The 12,038-nt window shown below is 72.3% G+C and carries 12 protein-coding genes; 9 read left to right on the top strand and 3 right to left on the bottom strand.

From position 1 onward, the window contains the following. Window positions 1–143 precede the first annotated feature (143 nt). On the top strand, window positions 144–479 hold the full coding sequence (locus OG736_RS23790) for a Rieske (2Fe-2S) protein (protein WP_054241900.1): 336 nt from the start codon (window positions 144–146) through the stop codon (window positions 477–479). Between the two features lie 172 nt (window positions 480–651). On the opposite strand, the gene OG736_RS23795 is transcribed toward OG736_RS23790, so the two are convergent. After that, on the bottom strand, window positions 652–1,065 hold the full coding sequence (locus OG736_RS23795) for a pyridoxamine 5'-phosphate oxidase family protein (RefSeq protein WP_327184238.1): 414 nt from the start codon (window positions 1,063–1,065) through the stop codon (window positions 652–654). A 121-nt stretch (window positions 1,066–1,186) separates the two neighbouring features. On the opposite strand from OG736_RS23795, the gene clpB reads away from it, so the two are divergent. After that, on the top strand, window positions 1,187–3,799 hold the full coding sequence (gene clpB / locus OG736_RS23800; RefSeq protein WP_327184239.1) for an ATP-dependent chaperone ClpB: 2,613 nt from the start codon (window positions 1,187–1,189) through the stop codon (window positions 3,797–3,799). A gap of 29 nt (window positions 3,800–3,828) precedes the next feature. On the opposite strand, the gene OG736_RS23805 is transcribed toward clpB, so the two are convergent. Then, entirely contained in the window at window positions 3,829–4,344 is a 516-nt protein-coding gene (locus tag OG736_RS23805; protein ID WP_327184240.1) for a hypothetical protein, read from the bottom strand. A gap of 142 nt (window positions 4,345–4,486) precedes the next feature. Between OG736_RS23805 and OG736_RS23810 the strand changes: the two genes are divergently transcribed. Next, entirely contained in the window at window positions 4,487–5,041 is a 555-nt protein-coding gene (locus OG736_RS23810; protein ID WP_020129182.1) for a YbjN domain-containing protein, read from the top strand. Window positions 5,042–5,180: 139 nt separating this feature from the next. Here the strand turns inward: OG736_RS23810 and OG736_RS23815 are convergent, their stop codons facing one another. Beyond that, window positions 5,181–6,377: a pyridoxal phosphate-dependent aminotransferase gene (locus OG736_RS23815; RefSeq protein ID WP_327184241.1), complete on the bottom strand. Its 1,197-nt coding sequence runs from the start codon at window positions 6,375–6,377 to the stop codon at window positions 5,181–5,183. A 140-nt stretch (window positions 6,378–6,517) separates the two neighbouring features. Between OG736_RS23815 and OG736_RS23820 the strand changes: the two genes are divergently transcribed. The 6 genes from OG736_RS23820 to pyrE all read left to right on the top strand — a co-directional run bounded on the left by OG736_RS23820 (window position 6,518) and on the right by pyrE (window position 11,906). Continuing rightward, window positions 6,518–6,802, top strand: coding sequence for a hypothetical protein (locus OG736_RS23820; protein ID WP_327184243.1), 285 nt, complete (start codon window positions 6,518–6,520; stop codon window positions 6,800–6,802). 408 nt (window positions 6,803–7,210) lie between these two features. Further along, complete coding sequence (locus tag OG736_RS23825; protein ID WP_327184244.1) at window positions 7,211–7,765, top strand: DUF2617 family protein; 555 nt, start codon at window positions 7,211–7,213, stop codon at window positions 7,763–7,765. A 96-nt stretch (window positions 7,766–7,861) separates the two neighbouring features. After that, complete coding sequence (locus tag OG736_RS23830; protein WP_327184245.1) at window positions 7,862–9,508, top strand: polyamine aminopropyltransferase; 1,647 nt, start codon at window positions 7,862–7,864, stop codon at window positions 9,506–9,508. Between the two features lie 97 nt (window positions 9,509–9,605). Then, entirely contained in the window at window positions 9,606–10,418 is an 813-nt protein-coding gene (locus OG736_RS23835) for an SRPBCC domain-containing protein (protein WP_327184246.1), read from the top strand. Between the two features lie 105 nt (window positions 10,419–10,523). After that, entirely contained in the window at window positions 10,524–11,321 is a 798-nt protein-coding gene (locus OG736_RS23840) for an aldose epimerase family protein (protein WP_327184247.1), read from the top strand. A 36-nt stretch (window positions 11,322–11,357) separates the two neighbouring features. Then, window positions 11,358–11,906: an orotate phosphoribosyltransferase gene (gene pyrE / locus OG736_RS23845; protein WP_020129189.1), complete on the top strand. Its 549-nt coding sequence runs from the start codon at window positions 11,358–11,360 to the stop codon at window positions 11,904–11,906. Window positions 11,907–12,038: the final 132 nt, after the last annotated feature.

A 12,038-nucleotide genomic window follows, 5' to 3' on the forward strand; every position in this document is an offset into this window, starting at 1 on the left:
AGCACGGGTACCGAGACCGTCGCGGCGCCCGCGGACAGTACGTGGGTCGCGCCCAGTGACAGCACGTGGGTGATCACGGCGGCAGACGTGCCGGGTGACAGTACGTGGGTCGCTCCCAGCGACAGTACGTGGGTCGCCGAGTCATGACCACTCCACCCGACGACCGCTCCTTCCGCCGCGAAATGGCCACCGCCTACCGCTCCGGCTGGCACTTCATCGACCTGGTCACCGCCATCCCCCACAGTGGTGACTCGTTGATGGTGACCGTGTTCGGCGAGCCGGTGGTCGTGACGCGCGACGAGGACGAGGACGTACGGGCCTACCGGTGCCTGCGCAAGCCCCGGGGGGCGCCGCAGCCCGTGCGGTGCGCCATTCGTTACGGAATGATCTTTGTGAACCTGGACCAGCGGGACCACAGGCTCGTGGAGCCCGAGACCCCGCCCCTGAAGACCATCTCAGCCACCCCCCGCAGTGCCTGACGCGATTCCCCCGTCGTAACAGATCGCTCAGGTGCTTCCCCCCGCAGCGGCGTCACCGTGACCTGAACACGGTGACGCCGCTGTAATTTGCGGGGACATTTCCGCACATGCACCCGCTTGAGCGTTGGCCGAAAAACGACGGGGACGGATCTGGTCATCCGCCTCACCCGGGTCAGCCGCGACCCATCGCCCGGGTCAGCTCGATCTCGATCACCACGCGCGCGGGGTTCGGGCTCGGTGTGCGCCCGTAGCGCTCGGCGTACCGGCGCTCCGCCTCCGCGACCCGGTCCGGCTCCCCGCGCACGTACGCCCTGCCCTCCAAGGTGGCCCAGCGCCGGCCGTCCACCTGGCACACCGCGACCCGGGCGCCGTCCGGCCCCGCCGCCAGGACGTTGCCGACCTTCGTGCTGCGCCTGTCGGCGATGACCCGAGCGAGTCGGGCCCCGGGTTCGTATGTCACTCCGACCGGAACCACGTGCGGACTGCCGTCCGGACGTGGTGTGGTCAGTGTGCACAGGTGCCGTTCGCGCCAGAAGGCGAGGTACGGCGCGTCCGGGGCGCCCGGGTCCTGGGGGTATGCGGCCATGGTCCGGAACCTAACCCGTTCCCGGACTCCCGCGCACACCTTGAGCGGAATAGACTCAACTTTGTGTACGCTGACTGAGTCAGACACGGGAGACTGCTGACGCCAGGAGGAGAAAGCGAACGTGGACGCCGAGCTGACCAACCGGAGCCGGGACGCGATCAACGCGGCCAGCAACAGGGCCGTGTCCCAGGGACACGCCGACCTCATCCCCGCCCATCTGCTGCTCGCTCTGCTCCAGGGGCAGGAGAACGACAACATCGTCGATCTCCTCGCCGCCGTCGACGCGGACCAGGCGGCCGTGCGGGCTGGGGCCGAGAAGGTGCTCGGCGCGCTGCCCAGCGTGACCGGGTCCACCGTCGCGCCCCCGCAGCCCAACCGCGAGCTGCTGTCCGTCATCGCCGACGCGCAGAGCCGGGCCGGCGACCTGGGGGACGAGTACCTGTCGACCGAGCACCTGCTCATCGGCATCGCCGCCAAGGGCGGACAGGCCGGTGAGGTGCTGGCCCGGCAGGGAGCGACCGCGAAGAAGCTCCAGGAGGCCTTCCAGAAGTCCCGCGGCGGGCGCCGGGTGACCAGCGCCGACCCCGAGGGGCAGTACAAGGCCCTGGAGAAGTTCGGGACGGACTTCACCGCCGCCGCCCGCGAGGGCAAGCTCGACCCGGTCATCGGGCGGGACCAGGAGATCCGGCGCGTCGTGCAGGTCCTCTCCCGGCGCACGAAGAACAACCCCGTCCTCATCGGCGAGCCCGGCGTCGGCAAGACCGCCGTCGTCGAGGGGCTCGCCCAGCGGATCGTCAAGGGGGACGTGCCCGAGTCCCTCAGGAACAAGCGGCTCGTCGCGCTCGACCTCGGCGCGATGGTCGCGGGCGCCAAGTACCGGGGTGAGTTCGAGGAGCGGTTGAAGACCGTCCTCGCCGAGATCAAGGACTCCGACGGGCAGATCATCACCTTCATCGACGAGCTGCACACGGTCGTCGGCGCGGGCGCCGGCGGCGACTCCGCGATGGACGCCGGCAACATGCTCAAGCCGATGCTCGCGCGCGGTGAGCTGCGCATGGTCGGCGCGACGACGCTCGACGAGTACCGGGAGCGGATCGAGAAGGACCCGGCGCTGGAGCGCCGCTTCCAGCAGGTGCTGGTGGCGGAGCCGTCGGTCGAGGACACCATCGCGATCCTGCGCGGTCTCAAGGGCCGCTACGAGGCCCACCACAAGGTGCAGATCGCGGACGCGGCCCTGGTCGCCGCCGCGACCCTCTCCGACCGGTACATCACCTCCCGCTTCCTCCCCGACAAGGCCATCGACCTGGTCGACGAGGCGGCCTCCCGCCTGCGCATGGAGATCGACTCCTCGCCGGTCGAGATCGACGAGCTCCAGCGGTCCGTGGACCGGCTGAAGATGGAGGAGCTGGCGCTCAGCAAGGAGACGGACGCCGCCTCCCGCGAGCGGCTGGAGAAGCTGCGCCGCGACCTCGCCGACCGGGAGGAGGAGCTGCGCCTGCTCACCGCCCGCTGGGAGAAGGAGAAGCAGTCCCTCAACCGGGTCGGCGCGCTGAAGGAGAAGCTCGACGAGCTGCGCGGCCAGGCCGAGCGCGCCCAGCGCGACGGCGACTTCGACACCGCCAGCAAGCTGCTGTACGGCGAGATCCCGACCCTGGAGCGCGACCTGGAGGCCGCGTCCGAGGCCGAGGAGGAGGCCGCGAAGGACACCATGGTCAAGGAGGAGGTCGGCTCGGACGACATCGCCGACGTCGTCGCCTCCTGGACCGGCATCCCCGCGGGCCGCCTCCTGGAGGGCGAGACGCAGAAGCTGCTGCGCATGGAGGAGGAGCTGGGCCGTCGCCTCATCGGCCAGGCGCAGGCGGTGCAGGCCGTCTCCGACGCCGTACGCCGCTCCCGCGCCGGCATCGCCGACCCCGACCGCCCCACCGGCTCCTTCCTCTTCCTCGGCCCGACCGGCGTCGGCAAGACCGAGCTGGCCAAGGCCCTCGCCGACTTCCTCTTCGACGACGAGCGGGCCATGATCCGCATCGACATGTCGGAGTACGGCGAGAAGCACAGCGTCGCCCGCCTGGTCGGCGCGCCCCCCGGCTACATCGGCTACGAGGAGGGCGGCCAGCTCACGGAGGCGGTGCGCAGGCGCCCGTACAGCGTGGTCCTGCTGGACGAGGTGGAGAAGGCGCACCCGGAGGTCTTCGACGTCCTGCTCCAGGTCCTGGACGACGGCCGGCTGACCGACGGCCAGGGCCGCACGGTCGACTTCCGCAACACCATCCTGGTGCTGACGTCGAACCTGGGCAGCCAGTACCTGGTCGACCCGGTGACCACCGAGGCGGAGAAGAAGGAGCAGGTCCTGGAGGTGGTGCGGGCCTCGTTCAAGCCGGAGTTCCTCAACCGGCTCGACGACCTGGTCGTCTTCTCGGCCCTGAACAAGGAGGAGCTGGAGCGGATCGCCCGCCTCCAGATCGACCGCCTGGCCAAGCGGCTCGCCGAACGGCGCCTCACCCTGGAGGTCACCGACGCGGCCCTGGCCTGGCTCGCCGACGAGGGCAACGACCCGGCGTACGGCGCCCGCCCGCTGCGCCGCCTGGTCCAGACGGCCATCGGCGACCGGCTCGCCAAGGAGATCCTGGCCGGCGAGATCAAGGACGGCGACACGGTCCGGGTGGACACCTTCGGCGAGGGCGAGGGCCTGATCGTGGGCCCGGCGACGGCGGAGTCGGGCAAGACGCTGTAGCGCCCCCGCCCCCGCCCCCGCGGCTCACCTCACGTCGTGAACGCCGAGTACCGCACCCGTACGGTCTCGGCGTTCACGTGCGTCACGTTCACGTTGACGTAGTAGGCGTCCGTCCCGGGGTGGTCGGTGACGTCGAGCTGGAAGCAGTAGTCCGAGCCGTGCACACAGGCCTGGGTCCCCGGGCCGCCCGGCTCGGGCGCCTCCGGATAGGTGTCGGCCAGCCAGGCCTCGAAGCCCGCGCGCGGCATCCGGAAGTCGGCCTGGTAGTTCGTGTCCAGCCAGGACTGCACCGTGCACGCGGCATCCTGGGCGCCCGTCGGCAGCTCGGCCCCGCCGAACGCCAGCGCCTCGGCACAGGGCACCTTCTTCAGCCGGGTCCCGTCCACTTCCTCGTCGTCGGTCAGCACCGAGACGACGAGCAGCACCAGCAGGCCGCCCACCAGCAGCACCGGCAGGGCCAGGACCGCCGCCACCAGGCCCCATCTGGTCCGCCCCCGCGGCCCCGGCCCCGGCGGCACTCCGGCTTCGCTTCGCCCGTTCGCCATGCGATTCCCCTCCACCCGTCACCGCGTCTTCGCGCAACAGGCCGGATCATGTCAGCTCAGGGCTGACAGGCCCGTGCTGGGCTTGCCACCCCCCTCCCCGCATGGGGGAGGATGGCGGGATCCGTACGAAGGGAAAATCACGGTGAGCATCGACCCGTCCTCGATTCCGAACTTCGGGGGCCAGCAGGAGCCGCAGCCCCAGGGTGGACCGGCGGGCCCCGTCGTCCCGGATCAGGATCTCGTGAAGCAGCTCCTCGACCAGATGGAGCTGAAGTACGTCGTCGACGACGAGGGTGACCTCGCGGCGCCGTGGGAGGAGTTCCGTACGTACTTCATGTTCCGCGGCGAGGGTGACCAGGCGGTCTACTCGGTGCGGACGTTCTACGACCGGCCCCACAAGATCGACGACAAGGTGGCGCTGCTCGAGTCGATCGACGACTGGAACCGCCGCACCCTGTGGCCGAAGGTCTACACCCACACCCACGACGACGGCACCGTCCGCCTCATCGGCGAGGCGCAGCTGCTGATCGGCGCCGGTGTGAACATCGAGCTCTTCGTCTCCTCGACGGTGAGCTGGGTGCGGGCGGCGATCGAGTTCGACAAGTGGCTCGTGGAGCAGCTGGGCCTGGAGTCGGCGGTCAACGACGCCGACGAGAAGCCCGAAGACGGCGCCGAGGGCGCCGAGGGCGACAACTAGTCCACACCCTGCCTGTACGCCGAGCGGGCGCCCGTCCACAGCCTGTGGACGGGCGCCCGCTCGCGTCGGCCCGGCCGCGTCGCGCCCGGCTCGGCCGGCCGGCAGCTCAGAGGGCCAGTGCCTTCGAGGGCCGGCCCCTTCAGAGAGCCAGTGCCTTCAGCCGGGTGGCCGCCTCCTCCAGCACGCTCACCCGCTTGCAGAACGCGAACCGCACGAACGGCGCGCCCTCCTCGCGGTGGTCGTAGAAGACGGCGTTCGGGATGGCGACCACGCCCGCCCGCTCGGGCAGCGAGCGGCAGAAGGCGAAGCCGTCGGACTCGCCGAGCGGGCGGATGTCCGTGGTGACGAAGTAGGTGCCGGCCGGGCGGAAGACCGCGAAGCCCGCGTCCGCGAGCCCCGCCGCCAGCAGGTCGCGCTTGACCCGCATGTCCGCGCGGAAGTCGGCGAAGTAGCTGTCGGGCAGGGCCAGCGCCTCCGCGACCGCGTACTGGAACGGGCCGGACGACACATACGTCAGGAACTGCTTCGCCGAGCGCACCGCCGTGACCAGTCCGGGCGCCGCCGTCACCCAGCCGACCTTCCAGCCCGTGAACGAGAATGTCTTGCCGCTCGACCCGATGGTGACCGTCCGCTCCCGCATCCCGGGCAGCGTCGCCAGCGGCACATGCTCGGCCTCGTCGAACACCAGGTGCTCGTACACCTCGTCCGTCACGACGAGCAGGTCCCGCTCCACCGCCAGCTCGGCGATCGCGGTCAGCTCCTCGCGGGTCAGGACCGTGCCGGTCGGGTTGTGCGGGGTGTTGATCAGCAGCAGCCGGGTGCGCCCGGTGACCGCGTCGCGCAGCTCGTCCAGGTCGAGGCGGAAACGGGCCTGCTCGGGGTCCGGGCGCAGGGTGACCGGCACCCGCGTGGCGCCCGCCATCGCGATGCAGGCCGCGTAGGAGTCGTAGTACGGCTCGAGGGCGACCACCTCGTCGCCCGGCTCCAGCAGCGCGAGCAGGGTGGCGGCGATGGCCTCCGTGGCGCCCGCGGTGACCAGGACCTCGGTGTCCGGGTCGAAGGAGAGGCCGTAGCGGCGGAGCTGGTGGTCGGCGATCGCCGTACGCAGCTCGGGGACGCCGGGGCCCGGCGGGTACTGGTTGCCGCGCCCGTCCCGCAGCGCCCGCACGGCCGCCTCGCGGACCTCCTCGGGGCCGTCGGTGTCGGGGAAACCCTGCCCCAGGTTGATCGCGCCGGTCGCCGCGGCCAGGGCGGACATCTCGGCGAAGATCGTCGTCCCGAACTCGGCGAGACGGCGGTTGAGGAAGGGGCGCGCGGTGGAGGTCATGCCCGTCATCCTGCGCCGAAGCTCTGGAGTTCCTCAACTCTGCTTTGGCAGATGAGACGGGCGGGCATCCCCCGTTCACGCGGCGCTCAGACGCCACGCGAGGCGCCCACGGGGGGCCGCTTCGGGGGACACGGAAGGAGGGTGGCGCCATGGTCTTCGGCATCATCCTGGCGGTGATCGGAATCGTGTTCGTGGCGGCCGTACTGGCCAACGCCCGCAGTCGCGGGGCCGCGAGGTCCTACCGCGGCGGCCGGCCGCGCCGGTACAGCGCCGGCGGCAGCGCGGCCGGCGGCGGCAGCAGCTGGTGGGCCGGCGGAGACAGCGGCGGAGACGGCGGCGGTCACCACGGAGGCCACTCCTGCGGCGGAGGGTCGTCCTGCGGGGGCGGCGGATCGTCCTGCGGCGGAGGCGGCGGATGCGGCGGAGGCAGCTGACACGGGGCAGCTGAGCTCCCCGCGGGGGAGCCGCATCCGGACCGCGGGGCCCGACCCGACCACGGGCTCCGCGGTCGCACGGTCAGGGCGGCCGCATTGTCTACCCGCGGTCGCCGCTTTCATGTGGGGCGCGCGGATGCACACCTGGGCCGCCCGGGGTACGCCAAAGTTGAACAATTGAGCTGTGGACCCCCCGAGGGATGGAAACCCCACGAAGTTGGGTAAAAACGCTGTGGAGCCACCGCAGTTCATGATTCCCTCTAGACGACCAACGCAGCCCCTCGGACCCCTTCGGACGTCCCGTACGGACGACCTTCCGGACCGGGCCGACCGGGGCCGTTCTCCCGGCTTCGACCGGGGTGCGCCGACCTGCCCCCTCCTTTCTTTGCGTCTCCGCGGAGCCGATCCATGCTCACGACCCTGAACACCTCCTACACCGACACGCGCGCGGCCGATCTCGCCTGGGCCCTGGGGCGAGAGCCGCTGCCCGCCCTCGCCACACTCGACCTCGAACTGTCCGCTGCCAGGTTGCAGCTGAGACTGCTCGGCGCATCGCATCAGGTGCTGCTGGAGGAGGAGCAGGGCAGTTGTTCCGAGACGGTGGCCTGCCTTCCCGGCAGCAGCACCCCGCTCCCGCTGGGCGTCGCCAAGCGGGTCGGCGACTGGGAGTACGAGTTCGCGGCGCGCGTCGAGGAGCTCTCGCCCGGCCAGTTCGCGGGCCGCGCCCAGGAACTCCTGGCCCTCGTCTCCGAGCACCCGCACGGCCTCGCCGGCGTCTTCCCCGGCAGCCCGCACGCCTTCACCGCCCTGCTCGCCCACCGCAGCGACGGCCAGGTGCACTGGCGCACCTGGCACGCCTACCCGCAGGACGGGCAGCTGGTGGCGACCAGGACGAGGGTGGGTGTCCGGGTCCGGTCGGGCGATCCCGGCCAGTCCGTGAGCGCCTCCGCCCAAGGAGCCTGAGGCGCCGACGGCTCAAACGTCCGCTGCGCCGACGACCTCGGATTCCACACGTGTGGGTGACGAAGGGCAACCAGGCCGTGACGTAACGTCGCAGTCGTGATCGAACCGCACGCACCGGCCCCGCCCGGTGTCCGACCGGACCGGGAGCCGCCCCCGCCGGGGCCCGCGCGGCTCCCCGTCCGGCCGGCCACCGGGCGGTTCCTGGTCCTCGCGTGCGTCTTCGTCTGCGCGGCCTGCGGTCTCGTGTACGAACTGGAACTCGTCGCACTCGCCTCCTACTTGATGGGCGACTCCGTCACCCAGGCCTCCGTCGTGCTGTCCGTCATGGTCTTCGCGATGGGCATCGGCTCCCTCGCCGCCAAACGGCTGCGCCGGTTCGCCGCGGCCGGCTTCGGCGCCCTGGAGACGACCCTCGCGCTGGTCGGCGGGTGCAGTGCCATGGCGCTCTACGCGGTGTTCGCCTGGACCGGCGACTGGGGCGGCGTGTGGGCCCACGGCCCCCGCGTGCTCCTCGTCGCGTTCTCCCTCGCCATCGGTGTGCTCATCGGCGCCGAGGTGCCCCTCCTCATGGAGCTCATCCAGCGCATCCGCCGCCAGGACGCGGGCGGCGCGGTGGCCGACCTGTTCGCCGCGGACTACGTGGGCGCGCTGGTGGGCGGCCTCGCCTTCCCGTTCCTGCTGCTGCCCTTCCTGGGCCAGCTGACCAGCTCCCTGCTGACCGGCGGGGTCAACGTCGTGGCCGGGGCCGCCCTGGTCCTGGGCCTCTTCCGGCGCGACCTCACCTGCCGGGCCCGCTGTCTGCTGCTCGTCGCCAACATCACCGTCCTCGGCGTCCTCGCCTCCGCCGCCGTCCTCGTCGACGACTTCGAACGGGCGGCCCGGCAGGCGGTGTACGGCGACGACGTGCGCGTGGCGGTGCGGACCGGCGTCCAGGAGATCGTCCTCACCGGCGGCACCGACGGCCGGCCCCTCGACCTCTACCTGGACGGCCGGCTCCGCTTCGCCGGCCACGACGAGCGGCGGTATCACGAGGCCCTGGTCCAGCCCGCGATGAGCGGCCCCCACGCGCGCGTGCTGATCCTCGGAGGTGGCGACGGCCTGGCCGCCCGCGAGGTCCTCGGCCACCCCGGTGTGCGCCGCGCCGACGTCGTCGCGCTCGATCCCGGCCTGGTCAGGCTGGCCCGCACCGACCCGGGCCTGTCCCGCCTCAACGACCACGTCTACGGCGACCCGCGCGTCCACGTCGCCACGGGGGAGGCCTTCCAGTGGCTGCGCGGGGCCCCTCCGGCGACGTACGACGTGGTCGTCGCGGATCTGCCCGACCCCGGCATGACGGCGAGCACGAAGCTCTACTCCCAGGAGTTCTACGGCCTCGCCCGCCGCGCCCTCGCCCCGGGCGGCCGCCTCGTCGTGCACGCCGGCCCGGTCGCCGGCCGGCCGCGCGCGTTCTGGACGGTCGAGGCGACGATGCGCGCGGCGGGCCTGCACACCGCCCCCTACCGCGTGGACGGCCGCGACGCCGGCCGCACCGCGGACCCCGACACCGCCGGCGGCTCCCGGGCCCCCCGCGACTGGGGCTTCGTCCTGGCCACCGCCGACACCCGCCCGCCGCTGCGACTCGACCGGCACGAGCAGCCCCCGCGCACCCTGACCCAGGCGGAGCTGACGGCGGACGCGCGGGCGGCGGAGGCGACCCGGGTGACGGGGCTGCGGCCCTCGACGCTGGTGCATCCGCGGTACTGACCCGGCGCCGGGTGCGTATCACCGGCCGGGGCCCGGCGGAGCCGAATCCCGGTTTCGCCGGGTGCTTTCCGGTACCTGCTGGGTAGGCTCCGATGTCATGGAGCAAGAGGTGTTCGTTCCGGTTCCGGCCGAGCGGTTGAGGGCGGCTCTCGCAGATCCGGCGCAGGTGGCCCGGGCGGTCCCCGGGCTCCAGCAGGACGCGGGCACCGAGCCCGTCGCGGGACGGCTGAAGGTGCGGGTCGGCGGCCACACCATCACCTACCGGGGTGCCCTGCGGGTCTCCCCGCGCGAGGACGGCGCGTACGCCCTGGAGGGCGACGCGACCGAGGTGCGCGGCAGCGGGGTGGTGAAACCGATCCTCACGCTGTGGCTGCGGGAGGCGGAAGCGGGCACGACACTCCGCTTCGAGGGGACGGCGTCGGCGGACGGCCGGATCGCGGAGCTGCCGTCGGAGGCGGTGGACTCGGCGGTCACCCGGCTGCTCAACCGCTTCGCGGCGAACCTGGCCGCGGAAACGGCGGAAACGGCGAAGGCGGCGGAAGCCGTGGATGTGAAGGCCGTGGACGACGCCGCCGATCACGTCGACGCGGACGATGACGTCGATGACATAGATGACGTCGACGAATCACCGGTCCCCGGGACCGTCTTCGAGGCGGAGGTGTCGCCCGCCGGGCTCGAGGACCTCGCGGGACCCGGAGAGCCGCCCGCCGAGGCCGCGCACGCGCGCCGGACGATGATCGGACGCAGCGCCGAGGAGGTGGACCACGCCCCGCCGCGCGGGCGCTACGCGCCGGTCCCGGCCCCGCAGACCGTCGTACCGAACAGCACGCTGCGGTGGGCCGCTCCGGCGGCCGCGCTGGTCGTGGCGTCGGCGATCGTGGTGGGCAGGGCGCTGCGCCGGCGCGGCTGAGGACCGACACGTCCACGCGGGTCGACAGCGCGGCCCGGTGCCCCGCCCCGCGTCTCGGACCGGTCCGCCACCGCACCGGTCCGACCGCCCCAGTAGGGTCGTCCCGTGAGTGACGAAGACATCACGCTGACCGCGGGCGACGCGGAGGTGACCGTGCATCCGGGCAACGGCGGCCGGGTCGGTGGGCTGCGCGTCGGCGGCCTCGAACTGCTGCGCCAGGGAGAGCGCTTCGGGTGCTTCCCGATGGTCCCCTGGTGCGGCAGGATCCGCGACGGCCGTTTCCGGGACGGCGGAACCGTCCGCCAGATGCCGCTCAACGCCGCGCCCAACGCCATCCACGGCACCGTCCGCGACGGTGCCTGGAAGGTGGCGCGGCGGACCGCCGACGAGGCCGTCCTGACGTACGACCTGGTGGAGCCCTGGCCCTACCCCGGCCGGGTCACCCAGGTGGTCACGCTGACCGAGGACACCCTGACCCTCGCCATGGCCGTGGAGACGCACGGCTCGTCCTTCCCGGCGCAGATCGGCTGGCACCCCTGGTTCAACCGCAACCTCGGCGGCCCGGACGACCAGGACGTGCGGGTCTCGTTCGACGCGGCGTGGCAGGAGGAGCGCGGCGACGACCATCTGCCGACCGGCAACCGGATCGAGCCGAAGCCCGGCCCCTGGGACGACTGCTTCGGCATGCCCGGCGGTGTCGCCGTCGGCCTCACCTGGCCGGGCCGCCTGGAGCTGAAGATGACCAGCCCCGAGGAGTGGGTCGTCGTCTACGACGAGCAGGAGGCGGCCGTGTGCGTGGAGCCGCAGACCGGCCCGCCCGACGGCCTGAACACGCTTCCGCGCCTGGTCACGCCCCTGGATCCGCTGGAGGCCACCACCACCTGGCAGTGGACCCGGCTCTGAGTTCGGCCTTCTGGCTTCGCCTTTAAGCTGGGCGGCATGACGGACGTACGTGGCGCGCTGCTGCAGCAGATCAAGGACAAGGCCGTGGTGCACGGCAAGGTGACCCTGTCGTCGGGTCTGGAGGCGGACTACTACATCGACCTCCGCCGCATCACCCTCGACGGGGAGGCCGCTCCGCTGGTCGGTCAGGTGCTGCTCGACCTGACCGCCGAGCTCGACTTCGACGCGGTGGGCGGTCTGACCATGGGCGCCGACCCGGTGGCCGGCGCCATGCTGCACGCGGCCGCCGCGCGCGGAAAGAAGCTGGACGCCTTCGTCGTCCGCAAGGCGGCGAAGGCGCACGGGCTCCAGCGGCGGGTCGAGGGCCCGGAGATCAAGGGCCGACGCGTCCTGGTGGTCGAGGACACCTCGACCACCGGCGGCTCGCCGCTCGCCGCGGTGGAGGCCGTCCGCGAGGCGGGCGCCGAGGTCGTGGCCGTGGCGACGATCGTGGACCGGGCGACCGGCGCCGACGAGAAGATCCGTGAGGGCGCCGGTGTGCCGTACCTGTTCGCCTTCTCGAAGGATGAACTGGGTCTGGACTGACGGGCCGTATTGACCTGCACTTGACCGGGGCGTGGACCAGGCATGGACCATTCGCCCAGGTCTGGAAAGATGGGGCCGACGATGACGTCGCACCCCAGGTCTAGGTCAGGGCCGTAGTACGCAGATCGACAG

The organism is Streptomyces sp. NBC_01334 (assembly GCF_035983595.1).
Classification (GTDB): domain Bacteria; phylum Actinomycetota; class Actinomycetes; order Streptomycetales; family Streptomycetaceae; genus Streptomyces; species Streptomyces coriariae.